Origin of the sequence: Xanthomonas sp. GPE 39 (assembly GCF_000963005.1) — a bacterium.
GTDB lineage: Bacteria > Pseudomonadota > Gammaproteobacteria > Xanthomonadales > Xanthomonadaceae > Xanthomonas_A.
Genome location: NZ_JZHZ01000007.1, coordinates 2,188,044 through 2,212,953, shown reverse-complemented (window position 1 = coordinate 2,212,953; position 24,910 = coordinate 2,188,044). Strand labels below are relative to the sequence as shown.

The window sequence follows — 24,910 nt, the reverse complement described above, 5'->3', positions numbered from 1 at the left end:
GAGTGCTCTTAGTTCTTATCGGCACAGGCTGCTAGCCAGTGTGTATGAGGCACCAGACGCAGCATGACGGGATTGCATCGGTATCTGTAGGGCGAGGTGTTGAGGTGTTCTTGCTGCCAGAGCGGTTCTCTGCAATCGCGCTCTGCGCAGCACAGCAGCGGCCAGCCGGATCAGCCGCCGAGTGCCTCCGGCAGCAAGGCGTCAACAAATGCTTCGGCATCGAACACGCGCAAATCCTCGGGGCGTTCGCCGATGCCGGCAAAGCGGATCGGGATACCGAACTCGCGCGCCAGCGCGAACACCACGCCACCTTTGGCAGTGCCGTCGAGCTTGGTCACGACCAGCCCGGTCACACCGACTGCGGCATGGAACTGGCGCAACTGCGACAGCGCGTTCTGACCGGTAGTGCCGTCGATGACCATCAGCACTTCGTGCGGTGCGTTCGCATCCAGCTTGCCGAGGACGCGACGAATCTTGCCCAGTTCGTTCATCAAGCCGGTCTGGGTGTGCAGACGACCAGCGGTATCGGCGATCAGCACATCGGTGCCGCGCGCCTTGCCGGCTTGCAGTGCGTCGAACGCCACCGAAGCGGCGTCGGCGTTTTGGCCCTGTGCGATGACACTCACGCCGTTGCGCTCGCCCCAGATTTGCAACTGCGCCACCGCCGCGGCGCGGAAGGTATCGCCGGCGGCGAGCATCAGGCTATGACCTTCGTCCTTGAAGCGCTTCGCCAATTTGCCGATGGTGGTGGTCTTGCCGACGCCATTGACGCCGACGGTCAGCACCACGAAGGGTTTGGCGTTGGCGTCGATCTGCAATGGCTTGGCCACGGGGCGCAGGATCGCCAGCAGATCCTCGCGCAGCGCACGCTGCAGTGCTGCGGCGTCGGCGAACTCGCGTGCTTTCATGCGCTTGCGCAACTGCTCGATCAACGCGGTGGTGGCGGGAATGCCGACATCGGCGGTGATCAGCGCGGTCTCGATTGCATCGAGCAGGTCATCGTCGAGTTTGGGATTGCGCGAGAACAAGCCGCCCACGCTGCGCGCGAAGCTGCTGTTGCGCAGGCGCTCGCGCCAGCCGGGTTTGCCAGCCGGTGCGGCGGGTAAGGCATCGCTGCGCACCAGGCCATCGTCGGCCGCTGCTACGGTGGTCGCTGCAGGAGGTGTCGGCGTGGAGATGGGGGGGGATGGTGCAGGAGCGGCGGCTATCGGAGACGCTTCAGCGTGTGCTGGCGAGGCCGATGTCGGCGATGCTTCGGCAGCTGACGCGGGAGCGATGGCTGTGGCCGTCATTGGCGTAGCCGATTCGGCCGCGTTGGGTATCGGCGTGGTCGGTCCGACGTCGGTGGCAGGCGCTGCGGCAGCGGGCTTCGGGAAGGCGGCCGCCAATTCCTCGGTGCTGTAACGTGGCGCGCGGCTTTCGCCAGCGTTGTCCTGGGGCTTGTTGCGGCGGAATAGGCTGACCATGGATGACGCGTGGTGCGGAAACGGTCCATGCTACCACTTGCAGCCGATTGGCCTTGCGCAGCGGTGCCTTGGTTGTTTTTTAGGAGTTCATTGCCAGCGAATAGGCAAATAGCCAGGAGCGACGTTTGGGAGGCCGCAGATCCTCGGCAGTGATCGTCACGGGAGCAGTGACGTGGCTTGGCGGCTCTGGTGGTGCATGGGACGTTTCCCGTGCCAGCTAGGCGACAGCATATTGCTCGCGCGCCACCTGCCCGTGCTGTTCCTGCTGCAATTGCACGATCAGTGCCTGTTCCTACACCTGCAATTGGGCCGTCTTTGGTATATCGAACAAGGCGGCGTCAGCGTGCGTCGCGTGCGGTGGCGCTCATGCCATCGGCTAGTTATCGGCCATACGAATGCTCGTATTTTGGCTGCTGCCGCATGGCCGTCAACTCCGCTTCCCGTGTCTGCAGTTGGGTCTGTACCTGCTGTAGCGTGGACTGTACCGATGGGGCTGGCTCGCGCAGGTCCAGCATGAAGTGGTTATAAGGGACATCGAGATTGCGGCCATAGAGCGTATCGCCCTTGACCACGAAATCGTTTTTCCCTCCTGTGTTCATTCCTTGGAGCGCCATCTTGCCGACGAGCTGGTGCATGCGTTCCTCGGACACCGAGATGCCCCTGCCCTCCATGGTGGTTTTGGTCTGTGCGTAGAGCGCGTGCAGCGGGGAATTGTGGCTGCTGTAGGGTTCCAGCGCTTTTGGTGCTGCCTGCTGCTGCGTAATGGCGAGGTCGGGGCGAGGCGGGTTCGGGCGCTCGGCGACGGCATCGGTCGAATGGGAGGGCACGGGCTTAGCTTGATCGGCCAAATGGCGGTCGGTGGCAAGGTCCTGTGTCTTCTGCCGCGCGGCGAATTGGGCATGTGTTTGCAGTGCTTCGAGCGTGCCTGGGTCGGCGATGCCGGTCGGCTCGCGGCCAGCCCAACGCTGGAAGTTCTCTACCGCCTGTTGGGTGCGTGGACCGTAGTCCTTGTCGTCCTGGATGGCCTTGCCATCGTGGTCGGTGGCACCGATGGTCTGCAAATGTTGTTGCAAGGACTGCACGGCGACGCTGCGGTCGCCAGGCTCCAGGGGATGTGCCGTCATCAGCGGGAGCTGTGGTCCGTGCGCCGCTGGCGGGGTGTGCAGCATCGGCTCGGCGGCCTGACGCTGTTCATGTTGATGCGAACGGGTGTCTTGGCTGTGGCGCTGGTCGTGTTCGCGTTCGTGTTGCTGTGCATCCATGGCTTGGCGGTGCAACTGCGCGTGTTGCTGCGCAAGCTGATGTTGCTGCTCGCGCGCTGCCTGCGCTTGCTGTTCCTGCTGCTGTAATTGCGCGATCCGCGCCTGTTCCTGCATGTCCACGCTGGCCGGTTTTTCATGGGCAGCAGTGCTGTGCTGTGGAGGTGGTGCATGTACATGCGCGGGGGGCTGCACCAAATGCGGGGCTTGGTGTTGCTGTGCCTGTTGCCTGTCCACGGCAGGATGCGGCGTGGATGCGGCTGGCGCGCTCTGACCGAACCACTGCCCTGGATGGGTGACAGTCTCATAAGCTTGGCCGGCAGCATGTTCGGCCGCATTGATGACGCGTTCGACAGTGGGACCACTGGCCGCGTAGGCATGTTTGGCACGCACCTGGACAGTCAGTGCTTCCAACTTCGCCGCCATGGCGGTAGTGGCGCCAGGATTCAGGGCCATGTTCAGTAGCTCGCGGTCCTGATGTATGTCCTGGCGAAAATGGTCAAAGGCGGCCTTGTTGTGCGCGTAGTTGGTTTGGAGCTGCGCCAGCCTTTCCGGGGACAGCACGCTCTGCGGGCCAGTGAAGTGTGTCCCGCTGTGATCGCCCATGCGCATCGCTCGCAGCGGATTGGGTGACGATGCGCCGTGGCTGAAGTCGAGGTAGTGCGCGTCTTTGAGCGCTTGCACATTCTCTGGAGTCGCCAGAGTCACCACCGTACCGTAATGCCGACTGGCCGCACTCACCGGATCACCTGCCAGGACGTAATTGGTCACCGCCGTGCCACCTTCCGGCACGTGATGACGCAGACTCACCACGCCGTAGGCGTTGTAGGTGGAGCCGGCCAGGCCGAATTCCGCCGCCTCAATCTGCGCCAGTGCTCCGCCGAGAGAGTGGCCGGTGACGGTTACGTGGTCTTTGGAAATGCCCTGCTTGGCTGCCTTAGCGAGCATCTGCGCGGTGAACGCATCGGCGGCGGCTTTTTGTGGATTGACGGCATCGCGCACCATCGTGGCATCGGCAGCGATGTCTTGAATGGTGGTGAGCGCATGCTGCGCTTTTTCCGCCTTGGTCTCGCCGGTAAATAAAGCCGGGTCGGTGCCACGGTAGGCGATGATGATGTTGTGTGGTACTTCCACACTTCGATACGCGGTTGCATGGAAACCACTGACAGGATCGTTTGCGTAGCCGAAGACGGTATAGCTTGCACCTCCTAGAGGTATTTTTTTCGCGCTATCAACATCGGTTTGCGGACGGCTGAAATACGAGTCATTGGCAGCATCTGCACGCGTTTGATCAGTGGGTTTCATGGCTTGGCTTCCTTGACAGCGATGGTGACTGAGAAATGAGCATCCGGATGCTGAATAACCTCATCGTCTTCCCCAGTGAGAGTTTCAGTACCATACTCAACGAGATGCTGATCCCCATATGAGCTTTTCTTGAAGTAATAGGTCTCCTGACTTTCTCGCAGGAGTTCTTGCAACATACCAGACCAATTGAACCTAACTCCCTTGGCAATCGCAGATATGCCTACACTGGTGACATCCCAGTGGCACACACCAAGCTTGAAGTAGTCTTCGTCCAGCAAGGTATCACGGTAGAAATACCCCTTCCACGTGTGATCGTCCACCTGTGTCATGGGAACATAGAGTCCGGTATTGGGCATGTGTCGTTGTCCAATGAACGGAATAAGTGGCACGCATTTCGCATTGATGACGTCATACCCGATGTATGCCTCAATCGAATCCCACGGCCCCGGCGCATGGGAGGTGGCGATGACTTCGTAGCGTTTGACCGGGTGTGGATTGAGGTGACCGGTAGCGCCGTCATTGCCGACATCGATGCCTTTGGAGCAGCCCGCAGCAGTCAGGGCCAGCGGCATGATGGCGGTGGCGGCAAGGTGGTGCAGTTTCATCGGGTCGTCCTCGGGCGAATTGGTCGCGGATGCGGCGGCAGGCGGGTACGGCAGTGGCGCGGGTTTACGCTTGGGTTGCACCGGCAATCCGCCAGGTGGCAGTGGCCCAAGCTCGGCACGCACCCGCGCATTGATGATCGCCATATCGCGCAGGAGCTGCAGATCGTGCAGCCGATCGCGCACGTTGAGTTTGCGCGGGCGATAGGGATTGTCGCTGTGATCGTCTTGATCGTCGCTTTCCTGGCTCATCGCGCGTGACCTTTCCTTTTGATTTTGAGCAAGCCTCCCCACTGCGCTTGCGATCTTACGTCACGAAGCGGATGCCAACACCGCCCAACCTGTCCACTGGGTCTTTGAGGCCATGGCCGGTGGTGGTCATGGTATGGCGCACGACCAGCCAACAGCGTGACAGGATGTATCGGCACGACAGCGACGCCCGCCGGATGCGCCGCCGAGGCCATGCGCTCGCTCATGGCCTGCACTGCATGGACGACTCAGCAACAACGAAACCCGCTCTTGCCGCCGTAGCGCGCTTGCTGGCGCTCGCGGAAGAAGGTTTTGTAATCCATCGGCTGTTGCTCCGGATGTTTCTCCAGCATATGCCGAACGTAGTTGTCGTAGTCGGGAATGCCGCAGCATAGTCGTGCGGTCTGCACCAGTCGCCGCCACAATCGACGGTGCGCTTGGTATTGGCCGACGGGGACCAGGTCGGTACGCATCACATATCCGCCATTTGGTGTGGTTGTAGTGCGATGTAGGGAGTTTCGCGGTCGCTGCGCTGCGGCTTGCGGCGTGCGGCGAGGATGGTCTTGATCGAGTAAATCAGGATCGCCAAGACCACGCACAGGAACAACACCGTCAGCCCAGTGTTGACGTAAGCGTTGGTCACGATCTGCTGCATCTGCGCCATTGATGTGGCTGGTGCGGTGAGGGTGCCGCTGGCAATGGCGTTGCCGAAGGTGTGCGCTTGCGCCAGAAAGCCTTGCGTGGGGTCGGCGTCGAAGATTTTGATCAAGCCGGCACAGGTCGTACACAGCAGCAGCCACAGCGCCGGGATCAGGGTCACCCAGGCGTAGCGGTCGCGTTTGAGTTTGAACAGCACCACCGTGCTCAGCATCAGCGCGATACCGGCGAGCATTTGATTGGAAATGCCAAAGAGCGGCCACAGTGTGCGAATGCCGCCATACGGATCCTTGACCCCGGTGTACAGCAGATAGCCCCACAGTGCGACGCAGCCGGCGGTGCCGAGGATGTTGGCTCCCCATGATTCGGTGCGACGCAGCGCCGGCACGAAGTTGCCGAGCAGGTCTTGCAGCATGAAGCGTCCGGCGCGGGTGCCGGCGTCGACTGCGGTGAGGATGAACAACGCTTCGAACAAAATAGCGAAGTGGTACCAGAACGCCATCATGTTCTCTCCCGGCAGCAGCCGGTGCAGGATCTGCGCGATGCCCACCGCCAGGGTCGGCGCGCCGCCGGCGCGGGCCAGGATGCTGCTTTCGCCGATATCGTGCGCGGTAGTCTGGAGGACGTCCGGGGTGATGCTGAAGCCCCACTCGGAGACCTTGGCTGCGACCGCGATGGCGTCGTGACCGACCATCGAAGCGGGCGCGTTCATTGCGAAGTACACGCCCGGCTCGATGATCGAAGCCGCGACCAGTGCCATCACCGCGACGAACGATTCCATCAGCATGCCGCCGTAGCCGATGTAGCGCATATGCTGCTCGTTGGCGAGCAGCTTGGGCGTGGTGCCGGAGGCGATCAAGGCATGGAAGCCGGATACCGCGCCGCAGGCGATGGTGATGAACAGGAACGGGAACAGGCCACCGGCCCACACCGGGCCCATGCCGGTGTGGGCATAAGCGGTGATCGCAGGCATCTTCAGTTCGGGCATGACCACCACGATGCCGATGGCCAGTGCGAGGATGGTGCCGATCTTGAGAAAGGTGGACAGGTAGTCACGCGGTGCCAGCAGCAGCCACACCGGCAGGACCGAGGCGACGAAGCCGTAGCCGATCAGCATCCAGGTGACCTGCATGTCGGTGAAGGTGAAGGCTGCGGCCCAGACCGGATTGGCGGCGATGCGACCGCCAAACCAGATCGCCGCCAGCAGCAGGATCAGCCCGAACACCGAAATCTCGCCGATCTTGCCAGGACGTAGGTAGCGCATGTACACGCCCATCAGCAGCGCGATGGGCATGGTCGCGATCACCGTGAACATGCCCCACGGGCTTTGCGCCAGGGCCTTGACCACCACCATCGCCAGTACCGCCAGGATGATGATCATGATCATAAATGCACCGAACAGAGCGACGGTGCCTGGAATCTGCCCCATTTCCTCGCGCACCAGCTCGCCGAGCGAGCGACCGTCGCGGCGGCTGGACAGGAACAACACCATGAAATCCTGCACCGCGCCGGCGAGCACCACGCCGACTACTAGCCATAACAGGCCGGGCAGGTAGCCCATCTGCGCGGCCAGCACCGGCCCGACCAGTGGCCCGGCACCGGCGATGGCGGCGAAGTGGTGGCCAAACAGCACGTGTTTGTTGGTCGGCACGTAGTCCAGACCATCGTTGTTGACGACAGCAGGCGTGGCGCGGGTGGGGTCCAGTTGCATCACCTTGTCGGCGATAAAGCGGCTGTAGAAGCGGTAGGCGATCAGGTAGATCGAGACGGCGGCGACCACGATCCAAAGTGCGTTGATGTGTTCGCCGCGCCTTAGAGCCAGCGTGCCGAGACAGAACGCCGCCAGCACGGCGAGTGCGGCCCAGGCCAGTTTGGAAACGCTTTTCATGTAGCGTGTACTCCTAGAGTTATGCGACAAGCGTCGCCGCGATGCTGCGGGCGGTCAAGGCCGGCCATTGGTATTGGGTGCTCACCTGCATGTGGCTGCGACACAGCCACGGCCACCGGCAGTGGCCGCGTCGACATCTGCACGATGGAACGATGGGTTGCGCTGATCGCGGTTGGCTGCTGCATTGGTCGCTCCCATAGTGATGACTTACCCAGCGAGATTGCCTGCCATGACCGATACCTCCACGAACGACCCGGCGCGCATCCTGCGCACGATTCGCGGCCATGCCACCGCCGATGGCGATGGGGTCAAGTTGACTCGGGTGATCGGCGGTGGCGAACTGCCCGAGCTGGACCCGTTCCTATTGCTGGACGAATTCGGCACCGACCGCGCCGAGGACTATATCGGCGGCTTTCCCAGCCATCCGCATCGCGGTTTCGAGACGGTCACCTACATGCTCGATGGCCGCATGCGGCACAAGGACAACCACGGCAACGAAGGTCTGCTGACCCCAGGGAGCGTGCAGTGGATGACGGCCGGTCGTGGCTTGGTGCATTCGGAGATGCCGGAGCAAGAGTCCGGGCGCATGCGCGGTTTTCAGCTATGGGTGAATCTACCGGCGCGCGAGAAAATGACCGCGCCGCGTTATCAGGAGTTCGCGCCGGAGCGCATTCCGCTGATTCAACCGGCTGCGGGCGTGACGATCAAGGTCATCGCCGGGCAGATCGGCGAAATCCATGGGCCGATTGCGCAGCCGGCCACCGATCCGCTGTATCTGGACATCGCGTTGGCCGCGGATGCGGCCTGGTCGTATCTGCTGCCATCCGGACACAATGCGTTTGCATACATGTTCGAAGGCGCGGCGGTTGTGGGCACGGGCGCGCAGGCGCGGCCACTGGCGGCGCAGACCCTGGCGGTGCTTGGCGGTGGCGATCTATTACAGCTTCAGGCTGGGGAGCAGGGGGCGCGTCTGATCCTGGTGGCTGGGCGGCCCTTGCACGAGCCGGTAGCACGGCATGGACCGTTCGTGATGAACACGCGCCAGGAGTTGATGCAGGCCTTCGTTGATTTCCAGGAAGGGCGCTTCTAAGCGCAGCATAGGCTTTTGTCGTTTTACCGCAGCGCCAGGCCGATCCGCCTGGCCGCTGTCCTCAGCGCTCCAAGGCCAGACTGGCCTGATGCATGTCCAGTGCTTGTACCACCCCCTGCAGTGACTGCAGTTCCTGCGCATCGCTCGCATCGATCCATACCTGTGCGAACTGGCCTTTTTTCAGTTCTGCGACGGTGATGCGGCGCGAGGCCTGGCCGGGTAGCTCGGCACCGCCCACGTCGGGTCTGTACCATTGGATCGTCTCGCCACCGATGCTGCCTTTTTCCTCGCGCAACGCGCGCGGGAGCGGAATGCGCGGGTCACGCGCGGTGAGCATGATGCCCAGCACCTGGCGGCCGTCGGCGGTTGCCGCGCGACAGACGATGAGGCCCTTGTCGCTGCGCTCGTTCCACTGCAAGTTGACCTGCGGCGGCAGTTGTGGGCAGTTCTGGGACTGTTGCGCCAGAGCAGTGGCCGCCGGCAGAGCGGCGGCCATCGTCAGAAACACGTTGCATACGATGGCAAGCTTCATTCGCGATGTCCCCATGGGTCTTGTTGCAACGGTTTCGGTTTGTTTGTCCATTCACGCCAATATCGGCTGTCTGTAGCGGTTCTCCTGCTGGTGGGCGATCACTGTCTCCCTATCCCGGCGCAGTGCCTGTCCCAGAGTGCACTTGCCTGTCTCGCACGATAGCACCTCGCCAAGGTGATAGCGTGGGCGGATCTATAAAGGTGGACATGCGCCAGGTGTGCGCTAGCCAGTGTCTGGTGTCTGGTGTCTGGTGTCTGGCGGGGGCGTTGTGCATGGCCGCTGCGTGGGCTTGGCCATGCGCCGGCCGCCAAGGACTGAACAATCGCATCTTCCGCGTCTTTTGAGCGGCCAATCCATTGGAGTGTAAAGTCCTCGATCACGCGGGTATAAATTGTTTAGGTCATCCCTAAATGTCAACTTGGAACTGTGCGCGATGCCTGCTCATTCGTCAGTTCTCAGGAATCAAGGCTACAATCCTTGGCTCCTCACAGCGACTGTGTTGCGATCACGCTGAAACTCCGTGTCGACTATGTTTATCATCGTGTGATCCTGGTGCTGGTATTGCAGGATTTAGTTACAGCTTCAATCCGCGTCCGCGAGGTAATTTGATCAACGTCATAGCTAATGGCATCCAGGTGATCAGCCTCTGAGACGGTGCCGGTAAACGCTGAAAGTGAGTGCGCGTGCTGTTGCCTCAAAAAAGCTCCCGGCTGCGTCGGTGTGGACGACGACCTCGCGCGAGCGCCTGCAGCGCTCTTTTGCGATCAATCACCTCCGCAGTCGTCGCGAACACCGCAGCGGTAGTGTCTGGGTGTCCACTGTAATGCGCCATTGGCAGCCGTGTAGCTCTTTCTCACTCATGCATTGCCGCAACGGGTAGTGCGTGGTCGGCCTGCCTGCAGGTGGCGGCAGTGTCTGAGGTGTTGCCTGTCCGGTTCACGTCCACGCCATGTTCTGGTGCGCAGTGTCGCTCCTGTGTCGTCGATGAACAGGCATGCGTCGCGGCCTCGGGGCAAGGGGCATGCACAGTCTGGCATGCTTGGTGGTTATGTCTGTTTAAAGAAATTGCATGATGTGCAATCGCGCAAGCAGTTGTCTACGTCATGCCTGTGTGGATACATATCATGTCCTGTGTGCGACCGTACTGAGTGTCGATAAAGCTTCAGTCGTCTCTGTGTCTGGACTGCATAGCGTATCGATACAAAATGGCCAGATGTTATTCGGTCCCTGGTTCGGTCCCGGCACGGCCTGGATCCCGTGTTCGGTCTTACGCATGCTGGTGATCCAGAAACGACGATGGCGTTCGTCGTGCAATCCGTTTCCTTACCATTCCTCTATATTTGGAGTAATCCCATGATCAGCACGACATCCAACGTTCGTTCTTGCTGCAAGGCTGTGCTGTTTTTCTCGCTCGTGATTGCCACATTCACCGCTTTCGCGTCGCAGGCACGGGCGGAAGATCTGCATGGCGTTAATGATGTGCACTCTGCCGGCGCATTGCTGGTCAGTGGGGGCGATCTCGGTAATCCAATCTGTTGCTATGTGGATTGGAGCAAGCAACAGAATATCTCGCGATAAACTAAGTGTGCCACTGCCTAGTGATTGCCATACAAGCGCCTCAATGCACGGCTGGCACTGGGATAGTGGGAGATCGCGATACGACGTGGGGAGATCCGATCGACCTCAACGTCGCTATCACGGATAATGGTCTGGTATTTGCTAAATACCGACCATGAGCCCGGATCCGCACGCGGGCGATCATGTCTGGCGCGGGGTAGTGGACTGCCCGCGTCTGTGCATGGTTGCCCGTTGTGCGTGGTCGGGCTTACGCAATAGGTCATCTCAAAACAGGCTCCCGGCTGCGCCGGTGTGGACGGCGACCTCGCCACGACGCGAGGCCAGCCGATCGGCCAGCCGGGTCGGTTCCGGCAGACGGTAGCCGCGCAGATAACGCTGAGTCCACTGCAAGGCGCTGTCCACGCTCACACGGTGTCCTGGCGAGACGATCAACGGATTGCAGCGTGCCTTGCTGCGCAGCGCCCAGCCGACCACTTCGCCGCGATGCAGGATCGGGCTGTGGTCGCCGGCTTGCGCGCCGGGTGCGTCGAAATGACCGGCCAGCGATTTTTTTGCCACCCCGATGCTGGGTAGTCCGGTGACCACGCCAAAATGCGCGGCGATGCCAAGCCGGCGCGGATGGGCGATGCCTTGGCCATCGACGAAGACCAGATCCGGAGGCTGTCGCAGCAATGCCAGCGCGGCCAGGAGTGCCGGCAATTCGCGGAAGCTCAGCAGGCCCGGGATGTAGGCCATTGCGGTAGGCACGCGGGCGATCTCGGCCTGCTGCGGCTGTAGCGTGTGTGCGTCTAGCAGCACGGCGGCGGCGCGGGTGATGCGGCCCTCGTCTTCGAAGCCGACATCGACGCCGGCCAGCCAGCGTGGTGGATCGCTGACCTCGTCGTGCAGGCGCACCTGCCGCGCCAGCGTCGTTTGCAGGGCGCGGGCTTGCGCGACGCTGCCATCCCAGTCGCCGAACACGGCGGAGTTTTCAGACATTTGCATGTGCGCATGCTGACAGCGTGGGCGTTGCCGCGCTGTGGATGCGCTGTGGATGCGCTGAAGATGCGCAGGGGACGCCAGGGGTGTGCGTGCGGATCGGGCCCTGTCCGTGGGGGGCGTCACGGTGACGGCACCGGCTTGCGTCATGCCGCTACAATTCGTAGGCAATGTCCTGTCTTTTCCTCTCACGGAGACCGTCGTAGTGACCCGCAAACTCGTACTGTTGCGCCATGGCCAGAGCCAATGGAACCTGGATAACCGCTTCACCGGCTGGGTGGACGTGGATCTCACCGAGCAAGGCCGCCAGGAGGCCGTGGCCGCCGGTCGGCTGATGCGCGAGGAGGGGCTGCACTTCGATGTGGCGCATACCTCGGTCCTCAAACGCGCCATTCACACCTTGCAGGGCGCGTTGAACGTGCTGGATCAGGATTGGCTGCCGGTACACAAGAGTTGGCGCCTCAACGAGCGCTGCTACGGTGGCTTGCAAGGCCTGGACAAGGCCGAAACCGCCGCCAAGCACGGCGAGGAGCAGGTCAAGGTCTGGCGCCGTTCCTACGATATCCCGCCGCCGCCGATGGATGCCGCCGATCCGGGGCATCCGCTGCACGACCGCCGTTACGCCACGCTCGATCGCAATGCGCTACCGGCGACCGAGTCGTTGGCGAGCACGCTCGATCGTGTGTTGCCGTACTGGCACGATGCCATCGCCCCGCAACTCAAGGCCGGACAGACGGTGCTGGTCACGGCGCACGGCAACTCGCTGCGCGCGCTGTACAAATATTTGAACGCGGTGTCGCGCGAGGAGATTCTCGAACTCAACATCCCCACCGGCATCCCGCTGCTGTTCGAACTGGACGACGCCTTGCAAGTGCGTTCCTATCGCTATCTCGGCGATCCGGAAGCGGCCAAGCGCGCCGCCGAGGCAGTGGCGAATCAGGGCAAGGCAAAGTAAGCGCCAGACCATTGCGGCCACGCGCACGGTGCCGACCACAGGCACCGTTGCGCGCGCAGCCAGATGCTGCTGCGCGCGCGTGGTGCATTGCATGCCTGGCTCAGCCGTTGCCGCCAGCGTCCATCCACACCCGCATCTCGCCTTCGCCGCGGTTGGCCCAGGCGAAATACGGCACGAAGGTCAGTGTCTGCGGCTGTGACGTTGGTGGCGGCGCATCGTAGCGGTACAGCGGTGCGGTGTCGGTGAGGCTGTCGTCGCCGTGCAGGCGTTCGCCTTCGGCTTGCAGCAGCACCTGTCCGGCCAGCGCGCCGCTGCCGGCAATCGTATGGATCGCCGCAGTGGCGGGCAGGCGTAACTGCTGCAGGTGGGCACCGTTGTCGGCCTGTTCCAGGCAATACACCAGCGGCCCGCGTTGCAGTGCGACCTTGCCGGCCAGGTGCCGCACCCGTGGATGCGCGCTGACCCGCATCGCCGGCATCGGCAAGTGCAGGTGGAGCGTGTCGCCTTGTTGCCAGTGTCGACGCAGCACGCAGTAGCCGTGTTGCCGGTGTGCGTCGATTTCCACCGGCTCGCCATTGAGCCGCAGTTGCGGCGTGCGACACCAGTCCGGCAGGCGCAGGCCCAGGGCGGCTTCGATAGGCGTGGCGCAGTCCACGCGCAGTTCGATCTGTTCCTGCCAGGGGTAGTCGCCGCGCTGCTGCAGGGTCAGGGTCTGCCCGTGTACCTCCAGGCTCGCATCGCTGCCGACGTAGAGGTTGACGTACAGCGCGTCGTCGCGGCGGGTGTAGATGTAGTGGCCGAGCGAGGTCAGCACGCGGGCGATGTTGGGTGGGCAGCAGGCGCAGCCGAACCAGCGTTGGCGCACCGGTTTGACGTGGTCGAAGGTGTGGTTGCCGTGTACCGTGGCCGGCTGCACTTCCAGCGGATTGACGTAGAAGAAATGCCGGCCGTCCAGGGCCATGCCGGCCAGGACCGTGTTGTAGAGCGCCCGTTCCATCACGTCGGCGTAGCGGCTATCCGGTGCCAGTTGCAGCATGCGCTTGGCGAACATCATCAGCCCGATGGACGCGCAGCTTTCGTTGTAGGCGGTATCGCTGGGCAGGTCGTAATCGACGCTGAAGGCTTCGCCGTGGCTCTGCGCGCCGATGGCGCCGGTGAGGTACATCTGTCGTTGCGTGGCGTTATTCCAGAGTCGTTCGCAGGCCGCACGCAGGCGGACATCGTCGCTGTGCCGGGCCAGGTGTGCCACGCCGGTGTATAGGTAGGCGAAGCGCACGGCATGGCCGACGGCGCTGTCTTGCAGTGCCACCGGCAGGTGCGCCTGGCTGTAGGCCTTGTCCTTGATCATCCAGGCCGGGCCGTATGCGTCCCAGAAGAAGCTGCCGCCGCGTTGTTCCTGTTCGATGTCGTAGTAGTGCGGCGTGCGCCCGCGTTGCTCGACGAAGTAGCGCGCCAGCGCCAGGTAGCGTGGTTCGCTGGTGGCCTCGTACAGGCGCATCAGCGCCAGTTCGATTTCCGGGTGGCCGGGGTAGCCGTGCAACTGCGTGGGGCCGGGGCCGAAGGTGGCGTCGATGTGGTCGGCGAGCCGGCAGACGATGTCGAGCAGGGTGCGTTTGCCCGTGGCCTGGTGATAGGCGACGCCGGCTTCGATCATATGCCCGGCGCAGTACAGTTCGTGGCACTCGGCCAGATTGGTCCAGCGTTGTTCTGGCGCTTTGACGGTGAAGTAGGTGTTGAGATAACCGTCGGCCTGCTGCGCGGCGCCGATCAGTTCGATGGTCGCATCGGCATTGCGTTCCAGGACCGGGTCGGGATGCTGCGCCAGCAGATAGGCCACCGCTTCCAGCCATTTGGCCACGTCGCTGTCCTGGAACACCATGCCGTAGAAAGTGCCATCGCTGCGTCCTGCGGCGATGCGGAAGTTCTCGATTGCATGGCTGGGGGCGGCATCTGCCACGGCGTCGTTGAGCGCATCCCATTGGTAGGGCAGTACCACCTCCTGCACCAGGCGCTGGTAGCGCTGCCAGAAGGGGGCGGCGATGCGCAGGCGGTCCAGCGGCAGCTCGGCGGAGGGCAGGGGAGTATTCGGCATGGGGGATGCGTCCTGGACGAAGGCGAGAAGGGTCAGCGTACCGGGTGGGTGGCAAGATCGGCGGCGATGCGGGTCAGGAGTGGTCGACGCAGGCGGCAGCGTTGGATCGCCACGGCCAGCATCACGTGCAGGCCGGCGGGAATCAGGGTTTCCAGCAGGGTGATCGCACGCAGCGAGGCGGCGGTCTGATGCGCGGCACCTGCATGGTAGCCAGCGTGTACGAATAGAGCGCCGATCACCACCGCGCTCGATGCCCAGGCCAATTTGATGCAGAAAAGATTGAAGGCGAAGTTGATGCCGGAGGAGCGCAGTCGGTTTTTCCAGGCGCCGTAGTCGTCGGCGAAGGCCATCAGCGAAAAATGCAGCGGCAGTGCGAAGCCCAGCACCAGGCAGTTGACGAAAATCACTCCCAGCCACAGCGTCTGCTGGGTCGGCCCGGTCGGTATCCACCATTGCAGTGTGCCCAGTGCGGCCAGTGCCAGGTTGGTATGCAGGTAGAGCGTTAGTGGGTCGAAGCGGCGGCACAGCGCGTTGACCACGATGGCGCCCAGCACCGTGGCCAGCGCCACCATCGCGAAGAACAGCGAGGTGTAACCGCCGTCGCCGCCGAGGACGTAGGTGATGAAATACAGGTACCCACCGCCGCGCAGATTGAATACGTTGATCAGTAGGAACGACATCAGCAGTACCAGCCGCATCTGGTCGTTGTGCAGTAGCCCACGCAGGTGTTCGCCGATGCTGGCGTTGCCGAGCAGGCTGAATGGCACCCGCTCGCGCACGGCAAAAAAGCAGCACAGGAACATCGCGACTGCCAGCACGGCGAGTAGGCCGACACCGAGGCTATAGCCGCGCGCGACATCGCCGTTGCCGAGCGCACGCACCAGCCAGGGCAGGCCGACCGAGACGAGGAACCCAGCGATGCCGCACAGCACGAAGCGCCAGGATTGGGCCGAGACGACCTCGCGATGGTCGTTGGTCATGCTGTTGATCAGGGCGCAGTACGGCACGTTGATCGCGGTGTAGCACAGCGACAGCAGGAAATAGCTAGCGAAGGCGTAGCCGATTTTGGCGTTCTGGCTGAGCTGCGGCGTGCTGAAGGTCAAGACGCAGGCGATGCCGATCGGTAGCGCGACCCACAGTTGCCACCCGCGAAAACGGCCCCAGCGGCTACGTGTACGGTCGGCGATGAGGCCCATCAATGGGTCGGACACCGCATCGGCCACGCGCAGCACGGTGAACAGGGTGCCGACCAGTGCCGGCGTCAGCCCGAAGACATCGGTGTAGAAAAAGGTCAGGAAGTTGGCGATCAGGCAGGTGACGATGGTGCCGCCGGCATCGCCAAGGCCGTAGCCGAATTTCTCGATGGACGAAAGCCGTGGCGTGGTAGCAGTGGTTGTGGCGACATGCTCGGTGGTGGTCGCATTCAACGGATCGGCTCCTGATGGGCGTGCGCTGCTGCGGCGCCGCGCCAAACTCGCATGTCGCGGGCGTGGTAGCAAGCGGCGCTGCGGGATAAAAACCGCACGATTGCGATCTGCCTGGTGACGACTGCATGGCAAAAGTTGTCTGCAAAATTTTTGCTGCATCGCAACGTTGCGTCACTGTAGAGCGATATTGCTGCGCGATTGGGTGGGAGCGAATATCTGAGCCTTTTGCACACGCATGGTGGGTTGGCCGAGAACGATGGCCTCGCTGCACATCGTCATGCGGCGCATTGCGCGTGCATCGCAGTGGCTATGCTGCGAGCAATACATCAACGTTGATTGAGCGCGTGACTGACCATGCCATGCAAGAGGGTGGTGGCTGTCGCTGGTCAATGTGGAGGCTGACCGATCTCGCGCATCATCGCGCTCAGCGGCAGGATTTTTTCTGCGCCGTCGCGCTTGCTTGCTTACACGAGTGACTGTCGCGTTGCAGGTATCCAGTTGGAGGTGCCGAATGTGCGCGCTCAGCGCCTCCTATGTGGCAAGGTGCGTGTGGTCTTTAAGGCGCGCGCCACTCAGCGTGGCGACAGCGCCGTCAGCAGGCCGCGCGCGGCATTGAAGCGGTCGATGGGCTCCGGTAGCGGCAGTTTGAGTTTCAGTTTGTCCGGGCCGTCCATCGCGTACAGCTTGGGCTGTTTCTGGATCATCTGCAGGATGGTCATCGGGTCGATGTTGGGCTTGCTCTCGAATACCAGCCGTCCACCTTGTTCGCCTAATTCCAGTTTGCGGATGCCCAGCGCATTGGCTTGCAATTTCAGTTCGGCGATTGCGAACAGGTGCTTCACCGGCTCGGGCAACAGGCCGAAGCGGTCGATCATTTCCACCTGCAATTCGCGCAGGCCATCGCCATCGCGGGCGCTGGAGATGCGCTTGTACAGCGTCAGACGGGTATGCACGTCGGGCAGGTAGTCGTCCGGAATCAGTGCCGGCACGTGCAGTTCCACTTCGGCGCCACGCGCGCTTTCTCCGCTGTCCAGATCCGGCAGCTTGCCCTGGCGGATACTGCGCACCGCGCGTTCCAGCAGTTCGGTGTACAGGCTGAAACCGACCTCGGCCATCTGCCCGCTCTGGTCTTCGCCGAGCAATTCGCCGGCACCGCGGATTTCCAGGTCGTGGGTGGCCAGGGTGAAGCCGGCACCGAGTTCGTCCATCGAAGCGATCGCGTCCAGCCGCTTCTGTGCATCGGCCGTGATGCTGCGTTGATCCGGCACCAGCAGGTAGGCGTAGGCGCGATGGTGCGAGCGACCGACGCGGCCGCGCAACTGGTGCAATTGCGCCAGGCCGAATCGGTCGGCGCGGTTGATGACGATGGTGTTGGCGTTGGGGATGTCGATGCCCGATTCGATGATGGTGGTCGATAACAACACGTTGAAGCGCTGCTTTTGAAAATCCAGCATCACCGATTCCAGCTCGCGTTCTGGCATCTGCCCGTGGGCGATCCCGATGCGCGCCTCCGGCACCAGTTCGCTCAATTCGCGCTGCATGCGGCCAATGCTCTCCACGTCGTTATGCAGAAAATACAACTGGCCGCCGCGCGCCAATTCGCGCTGAAAGGCTTCGCGCAGCAAGGCGTTGTCCCACTGGGTGACGAAGGTCTGCACCGCCAGCCGGTTCAGCGGCGGCGTGGCGATGATCGATAGATCGCGCAGGCCGGCCATGGCCATGTTGAGTGTGCGCGGAATCGGCGTGGCGGTCAGGGTCAGCAGGTGGACGTTGGCGCGCAGTGCCTTCAGTGCTTCCTTCTGGCGCACGCCGAAGCGTTGCTCTTCATCGACGATAACCAGGCCCAGATCCTTGAACCGCACGTCCGCTTGCAACAGGCGATGGGTGCCGACGATCACGTCGATGGTGCCGGCAGCGACTTTCTCCAATTCGGCCTTGATTTCCTTGCTGCTCTTGAAGCGCGACAGCACTTCGACCTTGAGCGGGTAGTCGGCAAAACGGTCGCGAAAGTTGCGGTAATGCTGTTCGGCCAGCAGGGTGGTCGGCACCAGTACCGCCACCTGTTTGCCGGCGCTGGCCGCGGCGAAAGCCGCACGCACCGCGACCTCGGTCTTGCCGAAGCCGACGTCGCCGCAGACCACGCGGTCCATCGGCTGGCTGCTGGCCAGGTCGCGCAAGGTGGCGTCGATGGCGGCCAATTGGTCGGGGGTTTCTTCGAATGGGAAGCCGGCGGCGAATGGCTCGTACATCGCACGGTCCACTTGTAGCGCCAGGCCGGCGCGAGCCTGGCGTCGCGCCTGGATTTCCAGTAGTTCGGCGGCGACGTCGCGGACCTTTTCGGCCGCTTTGCGTTTGGCTTTGGCCCACTGCTCGCCGCCCAGCGAATGTAAGGGGGCGGTCTCGGCGGAGGCGCCGGAGTAGCGGCTGATCAGGTGCAACTGGGCCACTGGCACGTACAGCCGGTCGCCCTTGGCGTATTCGATTTCCAGGAACTCGCCAGGCATGCCGCCGGCGTCGAGCACGATCAGTCCACGGTAGCGACCGACGCCGTGGTCCTCGTGCACGATGGGCGCGCCTTCGGACAGCTCGCCGAGGTCGCGGATGATCGCTTCCGGCTCGCGGCCGACGCGGCGGCTGCGTCGCGCTTGGCTGGCGCGTTCTGGGAACAGTTGGCGCTCGGTCAGGACCGCGATGCGCGGTTGCTCCAGCGCGAAGCCGCCATCCAGTGGTGCCACCGCGATGGCGAAAGCCGGGCCGGTCGCGGCGGCGAACGCGCTGAAGTCGCCTAGCACATGGGGTTTCAGGTCGGCGGCGGCCAGCACTTCGAGCAGTGCTTCGCGACGGCCGGGCGAGTCGGCAGCGATCAGCACTCGGCCCGGGTAATGGTCGAGGAACTGCTTCAGCGCCGCAGCCGGCGCGGCGTCCTTGGCGGCCACCGGCAGCGGCGGCAGCGTTTGGTCGCCCAGCGTCTGTGCCTCGTCGATGCGCGGATGGTCGGCCGCGCGCACTTCGATGCGTGCCAGCGTGTTGAGCCGTTCGCGCAGTGTGTCCGGCGTCTGGTACAGCTCATCGGGGACAAGCAGCGGCCGTTCCACGTCGTGGCGGCGTTGTTCGTAGCGTGCCTGGGTCTGTGTCCAGAAGGCATCGGCAGCGGCACCCACCCCCGGTACGATCAACGGCAGTACGCGTTCGCCCAGGTAGTCGAACAAGGTGGCGGTGGTATCGCGTGCGCTTGCTTGGCTGCCGCGCGATTCCTGAAAGAACAGCGGCAAGTAGTATTCGATGCCCGACGGTGCCAGCCGCGCTTTCAGGTCCTGGTAGAGCGCGCTGCGCCGGGTGTCCACGTCGAAACGCTCGCGCAGCGTGGTCAGTACCCGCTCCACGCTGGCATCGTCCATTGGGACTTCGCGCCCGGGCAAGATCCGCACCGCTTGTACGTGGTCCAGTGAGCGCTGCGATTCCGGGTCGAATGCACGGATGGAATCGATGTCATCGTCCAGCAGCTCGATGCGCAGCGGTGTGTCGGCACCCATCGGGTAGACGTCGAGCAAACCACCGCGCACGGCGAAGTCGCCCGGGTCCATGACCTGCGGCACGTGACGATAGCTGGCGCTTTCCAGTCGTCGCTTTTCCGCGTCCAGATCCAGGCGTTGACCCACGCGCAGGTCGAAACTGCCGCCAACGATGTAGCGCAGTGGCGCCAAACGCTGCATCAGCGTCTGTACCGGCACCACCACGATGCCCTGTTGCAGGGTCGGCAATCGCTGCAGTGCCGCCAGGCGTTGGCTGACGATGTCCGGGTGCGGGCTGAACTGGTCGTAGGGCAGGGTCTCCCAGTCGGGAAATGGCACCACTGGCAGATGTGTGTCGCCGCCGAGCAGGGTATGTAGTTCGCCCTCGATCTGGTGTGCACTGTGGTTGTCGCGCGCGATCACCAGTAATGGTCCGCGATGCGCGGCGGCGGCGCAGGCGATGTGCCAGGCCAGCGCGGTGGAGGAGGCGGGTGCGCGCCAGTGCGCGCGGAGCTGGCCGGACTTGGGCAGCGGCGGAACGGGGAAGGAAATAGACGGCATCGATTGTCGAGTTTAGTAAAGCCATGGGCGAGAGCCGTTGGCTTTTGCCCAGAGAAACGCCGCAGCCTGAGGCAGCGGCGACGGATGCCGCGCAGAACAAGCAATGTTCTATACGAGCGGCGTGTGCGCTGGTTTCAGTTGCCCAATTCCAGCACCACGCGCACCAGGCCGGATGTGTCCGCATGCGGCATCCGCTGGAAACCGAGCGATTCGGTCAGTTGCAGCATCGGCACGTTGCTTTCGAGAACCTCGCCGTAGAGCCGGTCCAAATATTTGCGTCGCGCCCACTTGACCAACTTGCGCATCAGTTGCCGCCCCAGGCCCTGGCCGGCGACGAAGCTGCTGAGCAGGATCGCGCACTGGGCCTCGCGGGTGCCGGGGGTGATCGCGGCGCGGGCGAGGGCGCCGACCACCGCTTCGCCGGGTGGCAGTGGTTCGGCGGCCACCAGGATCAGCTCCTCCTTCGGGTTGGGATGGGTGAGCCGTTGCGCCATTTCTTCATTCAATTGCTGCGCAGAATGCAAAAAGCGCGTGCGGATTTCGCTCGGGCCGAGTAGGCCGAAGGCACCTTGCAATGGTGCGCTATCCTCGGGCCGGATTGGCCGGATCAGCAGCTCACGTCCGCTGGGCAGGGTGAAGGTTTCATGCCAAGGGGGCATGCGGTTACGGGTCGCCATGTCCGTCTTGTCCTCGATCAGGCTCGCGATTCTCGCATTATCAGCAGGTCGTCGTCCGTGAATGCCTGCTGTCTTTCTCGTGTTGCTGCGGGTGCCGCGGTGCGGTAGGTCGTCGCCGATACGCGTCGTTGCGCGCAGGCTGTTGCGTGCGTTAACGGTGCGTAGTCGATGCGGCGCGATCCTCGCGCTGCGCATGCCGCGCTGTGTGTTCGCTCCCATTCGTTGTGCCTGCGGCTTAGGTTTCGCGTTTGAGCCACTCCAGGCGGGTCTTGGCGCCGGTTTCGCCCAGATGCGTTTGCAGGATCGGCAGCGTTTGCGCCAGTGTCTGTTCGAACTGCCAGGGTGGGTTGAGCAACAGCATGCCGCTGCCGTTGAGTCGCAGTGGTGAATCGTCGGGGCGGACCTGCAGTTCGGCCAGTAGTATCGATGCTGCTGGCAGTGCTGCCGTCTTGCGGAAGAAGGGTTGCAAGCTGCGCCGTTGCTTGATCGGATACCACACTGCGCACATCGCCTGCGGCCAGCGTGTCAGCGTTTCGCGCAAGGCGGTCACGATCAGCGGGTACTCCGCAGACTGGGCCTCGTAGGGTGGGTCGATCAGGACCAGGCCACGCCCGATCTTGCTGTTGCCGGATTTCGGCGGCAGGAACGCTTTGATGGCTGTATAGCCGTCGCCGACATGCACCTGCACACGGCGGTCTTGGGCCAACAATGTTTTCAGCTCTGCGGCTTCCTCGGTTTGCAGTTCGCATGCAACCAGCCGGTCTTGCGCGCGCAGCGCTTGCGTCACCAGCAGTGGGGAGCCTGGGTAGCTGAGCAACGTGCCGATGGGGTTGTCGGCTTGCACTGCGCGTAGGTAACGTTCCACTCCCTCCGGAAGGGTGGGGTGGCACATCAGGCGCAGTACGCCGGCGGCGGCTTCGCCAGTCTTGCGCGCCTCGCTTGCGGCGAACAGGTAACGGCCACGCCCTGCGTGGGTGTCGAGGACGAAGAAGGCGCTGTCCTTACGCTTGAGCGCATCGAGCAATGCCAGCAGCACGGTATGTTTGAGGACGTCGGCATGGTTGCCGGCGTGGTAGGCGTGACGATAGTTCATCCACGCAGTGTACGGGCCGACACCGCGCACAGCCATGAGCCCGTCGCGGTGTCGGCTGATGCCGAGCATGTCACCTCGTCCATGGTGTGTAAGTGGCAAACGCTGCGGCGACCATGGAATCGCCGCAGCGCATCAGGTATCGGTCAGTAGGCGATAGCCGCCTGGAGCACGTCCTTGGCCACCACCGACCAGGCTAACCTCCCGAAACCTTTCTTGCCCCAATCGGTTCCCCAACTGTTCTCGATCAGCAGGCCATCTTTGTCGTAGCCAAGGGCGATGACCTCGTGCGCGCCCAAAATATCGCTATTGGTGTCGGTATCGAGATCATTGTTCTGGGTCAACGATTCGAAGCCAGCACGGACATAGAAACCGATCACGACCGGGGTGTCGTTGGCGATTGCCAGCTTGATCTGTTCGATCAGTGCCTGACCATCGGCAGCGCTGATCTTGCCCGAATTACTGTAGATCATCTTGTAATGGAAGGGCTGCTTGTAGTTACGGGCATTGGCGCGCTCATGCTTGGTCGGCTTGCTCTTCCAGTTGTAGTCGCCCTGGAAGTAGTCCGCCTCGGTATCGATGCCCTGCGCTAAAGCGACGTCCAGCGGCGCTTCCATCGAGGAGCCTTCATCCTGTCCGTCATTGACTTGGGTGTACAGGTACATCGGTGCGAACAGATTGACCGATTGCTTGGTGACATTGGCATACCAGCCCGCCAGTGTGTGCGCGGTGGCCCAGGAGGCACACGCACCCAACTGCTTCTGATCGCCGGGTTGGATTGCCCATTGGGTCAGGTCGAAGCTTTCCGGAGGCGTCTTAACTAGCTTTCCATCAGCTTGAAAGAGTTTTACCAGTGGTTGTGTCAAGGTGGGTGGCTTCAGACCCATACCATGCGGTTGCGCATGGGCGACCGCGAACGCGGATAATGTGAGCAGACTAGCCAGCGCGACGATTGGGCGAGAGACGGATAGCGACATTAGTGACTCCTTGATCGGCGGCTCATGCCGACATGCGGCTGCCGCAGGGCGGTCAGGCAAATGTCGAGGGCATTCGCGCATCTTGCGGTGTATGAAGTTGTGTTAAATTGCGATTAACATGTTGAGTCACGGCTCGCACTGGAATCGAGAGCCGTGAGGCACTTTTATTGCATTAATAGTGAATGGAATCGATGTGCATCTATCACGAATCTTCCCTTCTGGTGTGTTTGGTAGACGGAAGGCGCGCGGCGGAAGTTCACATGTTCATGCGTCTGGTCGGCGTGATCAAAGCTGCGATGAAGTTACTGGCAGCGGTGCGCAGGTGTGCGGGCGGCATGATCGCCTGCAAGCTTTGCTTTCCATCGCCAGCGAACATTCGATGAATTGGACGATGTGCAAACGCGAGTGTCCTCGGCAAGATGGGGATGCACTTCAGCTCGTCTCCTTGCCTGCTGGTGGCGTACAGCTCCGCGCGCGACTGCGCGCAGACGCGGCGAACGCTGTCGCGGTAGAGCGGCTGCGCAGGATGTGCGTTGCCAGACAGTGCCACGTTGGGCGGGGTAAAATCGTGAGCTTGCCAATTGCTTTGAGCGCTCCATGGTCTGTCGCACCCGTTTTGCCCCCAGTCCGACCGGTTACCTGCATATCGGCGGTGCCCGCACCGCGTTGTACTGTTGGTTGGAGGCGCGCCACCGTGGTGGGCAATTCGTGCTGCGCATCGAGGATACCGACCGCGAGCGCAGCACGCAGGCGGCGATCGATGCGATCCTGGAAGCGATGGACTGGCTTGGCCTGGACTACGACACAGGTCCGGTCTACCAGACTCAGCGCCTGGAGCGCTATCGTGAAGTCGCCGCGCAGTTGTTGGCCCAGGACAAGGCCTACTATGCCTATGAAACCCGCGAGGAGCTGGACGCGATGCGCGAAGCGGCGATGGCCCGGCAGGAAAAGCCGCGCTACAACGGCGCCGCGCGCGAGCAGCACCTGCCGTATCGCGACGATCCGAACCGGGTGATCCGCTTCAAGAACCCGAGCGAGGGCGTGGTGGTGTTCGACGATCTGATCAAGGGTCGCATCGAGATCGCCAACAGCGAATTGGACGACATGGTGATTTTGCGTCCCGACGGCTATCCCACCTACAACTTCGCGGTGGTGGTCGACGATTGGGACATGGGCATCACCGAAGTGATCCGTGGCGACGACCACATCAATAACACCCCGCGCCAGATCAATATCTACCAGGCGCTGGAGGTGCCGGTGCCCAAGTTCGCGCACATGCCGATGATCCTGGACGAGCAGGGCGCCAAGCTGTCCAAGCGCACCGGCGCGGCCGACGTGATGCAGTACAAGGATGCCGGTTACCTGCCGCATGCGCTGATCAACTATCTGGCGCGCTTGGGGTGGTCGCATGGCGATCAGGAGCTGTTCGCACGGCAGGAATTGGTCGAGCTGTTCGACGTCAAGGACGTCAATTCCAAGGCGGCGCGTTTGGACATGGCAAAGCTCGGCTGGGTCAATCAGCATTACCTCAAGACCGATGCCCCCGAATCGATCGCCCCGCATCTGCATTCCCAGCTCGTCGCCCTCGGCATCGACCCGGCGACCGGTCCGGCCGTGGCCGAGGTGGTGGTGGCGTTGCGCGAGCGCGTGCAGACGCTGAAAGAAATGGCCGAGAAGGCGCTGGTCTGGTACCAACCGCTGGACAGCTACGACGCCTCGGCCGTGGCCAAGCACCTCAAGCCGGGCGCCGAGCAGGCGCTGGGCAAAGCCCGCGCGTTGCTGGCCGCGTTGCCGCAGTGGAGCCTGGAGAGCGTCGCGGCGGCATTGCACGACACCGCCGCCGCGTTGGAAATCGGCATGGGCAAGGTGGCGCAACCGCTGCGCGTGGCGATCACCGGTACCCAGGTCAGCCCGGATATCTCGCAGACTGTCTACCTGGCCGGCCGCCGCGAGGCGTTGAAACGCATCGATGCCGCGCTCATCAAGATCCCAGCGGGAAGCTGATTCCCCGGAGA

Annotated in this window: 18 protein-coding genes; 4 read left to right on the top strand and 14 right to left on the bottom strand. The window is 62.7% G+C overall.

Annotated elements, in window-relative coordinates; genetic code table 11:
• Window positions 1–170: 170 nt before the first annotated feature.
• The 5 genes from ftsY to XALGPE39_RS09315 all read right to left on the bottom strand — a co-directional run bounded on the left by ftsY (window position 171) and on the right by XALGPE39_RS09315 (window position 7,426).
• A complete protein-coding gene (gene ftsY / locus XALGPE39_RS09335) occupies window positions 171–1,466 on the bottom strand; it encodes a signal recognition particle-docking protein FtsY (protein WP_045727947.1) in 1,296 nt (431 codons plus the stop codon).
• A 380-nt stretch (window positions 1,467–1,846) separates the two neighbouring features.
• Window positions 1,847–4,030 (bottom strand): peptidoglycan-binding protein, encoded by a 2,184-nt coding sequence (locus tag XALGPE39_RS15660; protein ID WP_152624866.1) that lies wholly within the window; start codon window positions 4,028–4,030, stop codon window positions 1,847–1,849.
• Window positions 4,027–4,884, bottom strand: a complete 858-nt coding sequence (locus tag XALGPE39_RS16450; RefSeq protein WP_235429781.1) for a hypothetical protein — start codon at window positions 4,882–4,884, stop codon at window positions 4,027–4,029. The genes XALGPE39_RS15660 and XALGPE39_RS16450 overlap by 4 nt, the downstream gene beginning before the upstream one ends.
• Window positions 4,885–5,129: 245 nt before the next feature.
• A complete protein-coding gene (locus XALGPE39_RS09320) occupies window positions 5,130–5,354 on the bottom strand; it encodes a CstA-like transporter-associated (seleno)protein (RefSeq protein ID WP_045727946.1) in 225 nt (74 codons plus the stop codon).
• Entirely contained in the window at window positions 5,354–7,426 is a 2,073-nt protein-coding gene (locus XALGPE39_RS09315; RefSeq protein WP_045727945.1) for a carbon starvation CstA family protein, read from the bottom strand. Before XALGPE39_RS09315 ends, XALGPE39_RS09320 begins: the two co-directional genes overlap by 1 nt.
• Before the next feature lie 229 nt (window positions 7,427–7,655).
• On the opposite strand from XALGPE39_RS09315, the gene XALGPE39_RS09310 reads away from it, so the two are divergent.
• Window positions 7,656–8,516 carry a pirin family protein gene (locus XALGPE39_RS09310; protein ID WP_045727944.1) on the top strand — a complete coding sequence of 287 codons (861 nt, stop codon included), beginning with the start codon at window positions 7,656–7,658 and terminating at the stop codon, window positions 8,514–8,516.
• A 61-nt stretch (window positions 8,517–8,577) separates the two neighbouring features.
• Here XALGPE39_RS09310 and XALGPE39_RS09305 read toward each other — a convergent pair whose 3' ends face one another.
• Window positions 8,578–9,048, bottom strand: coding sequence for a hypothetical protein (locus XALGPE39_RS09305; protein WP_045727943.1), 471 nt, complete (start codon window positions 9,046–9,048; stop codon window positions 8,578–8,580).
• A 1,353-nt stretch (window positions 9,049–10,401) separates the two neighbouring features.
• On the opposite strand from XALGPE39_RS09305, the gene XALGPE39_RS09300 reads away from it, so the two are divergent.
• Window positions 10,402–10,626: a hypothetical protein gene (locus tag XALGPE39_RS09300; RefSeq protein WP_045727942.1), complete on the top strand. Its 225-nt coding sequence runs from the start codon at window positions 10,402–10,404 to the stop codon at window positions 10,624–10,626.
• 264 nt (window positions 10,627–10,890) lie between these two features.
• On the opposite strand, the gene nfi is transcribed toward XALGPE39_RS09300, so the two are convergent.
• Window positions 10,891–11,604, bottom strand: a complete 714-nt coding sequence (gene nfi, locus XALGPE39_RS09295; RefSeq protein ID WP_045729096.1) for a deoxyribonuclease V — start codon at window positions 11,602–11,604, stop codon at window positions 10,891–10,893.
• A gap of 205 nt (window positions 11,605–11,809) precedes the next feature.
• On the opposite strand from nfi, the gene gpmA reads away from it, so the two are divergent.
• The gene (gene gpmA, locus XALGPE39_RS09290; protein WP_045729095.1) at window positions 11,810–12,559 is read left to right on the top strand and encodes a 2,3-diphosphoglycerate-dependent phosphoglycerate mutase; all 750 of its coding nucleotides are present in this window, start codon (window positions 11,810–11,812) and stop codon (window positions 12,557–12,559) included.
• Between the two features lie 100 nt (window positions 12,560–12,659).
• On the opposite strand, the gene XALGPE39_RS09285 is transcribed toward gpmA, so the two are convergent.
• From XALGPE39_RS09285 to XALGPE39_RS15655, 7 genes are all read right to left on the bottom strand, one after another.
• Window positions 12,660–14,651: a beta-L-arabinofuranosidase domain-containing protein gene (locus XALGPE39_RS09285; RefSeq protein WP_045727941.1), complete on the bottom strand. Its 1,992-nt coding sequence runs from the start codon at window positions 14,649–14,651 to the stop codon at window positions 12,660–12,662.
• A gap of 32 nt (window positions 14,652–14,683) precedes the next feature.
• Window positions 14,684–16,078, bottom strand: coding sequence for an MFS transporter (locus tag XALGPE39_RS09280; RefSeq protein ID WP_045727940.1), 1,395 nt, complete (start codon window positions 16,076–16,078; stop codon window positions 14,684–14,686).
• 572 nt (window positions 16,079–16,650) lie between these two features.
• Window positions 16,651–20,151 carry a transcription-repair coupling factor gene (mfd, locus tag XALGPE39_RS09275; RefSeq protein WP_045727939.1) on the bottom strand — a complete coding sequence of 1,167 codons (3,501 nt, stop codon included), beginning with the start codon at window positions 20,149–20,151 and terminating at the stop codon, window positions 16,651–16,653.
• Between the two features lie 134 nt (window positions 20,152–20,285).
• Window positions 20,286–20,828, bottom strand: coding sequence for a GNAT family N-acetyltransferase (locus XALGPE39_RS09270; RefSeq protein ID WP_045727938.1), 543 nt, complete (start codon window positions 20,826–20,828; stop codon window positions 20,286–20,288).
• A 235-nt stretch (window positions 20,829–21,063) separates the two neighbouring features.
• Window positions 21,064–21,921, bottom strand: a complete 858-nt coding sequence (rlmJ, locus tag XALGPE39_RS09265) for a 23S rRNA (adenine(2030)-N(6))-methyltransferase RlmJ (protein WP_045729094.1) — start codon at window positions 21,919–21,921, stop codon at window positions 21,064–21,066.
• Between the two features lie 143 nt (window positions 21,922–22,064).
• Window positions 22,065–22,895: a C1 family peptidase gene (locus XALGPE39_RS09260; protein ID WP_045727937.1), complete on the bottom strand. Its 831-nt coding sequence runs from the start codon at window positions 22,893–22,895 to the stop codon at window positions 22,065–22,067.
• Between the two features lie 256 nt (window positions 22,896–23,151).
• The gene (locus tag XALGPE39_RS15655; RefSeq protein ID WP_152624865.1) at window positions 23,152–23,445 is read right to left on the bottom strand and encodes a hypothetical protein; all 294 of its coding nucleotides are present in this window, start codon (window positions 23,443–23,445) and stop codon (window positions 23,152–23,154) included.
• A 47-nt stretch (window positions 23,446–23,492) separates the two neighbouring features.
• Here XALGPE39_RS15655 and gltX point away from each other — a divergent pair, with 47 nt between their 5' ends.
• Window positions 23,493–24,899 (top strand): glutamate--tRNA ligase, encoded by a 1,407-nt coding sequence (gltX, locus tag XALGPE39_RS09255; protein ID WP_045727936.1) that lies wholly within the window; start codon window positions 23,493–23,495, stop codon window positions 24,897–24,899.
• The last annotated feature ends 11 nt before the right edge of the window (window positions 24,900–24,910 follow it).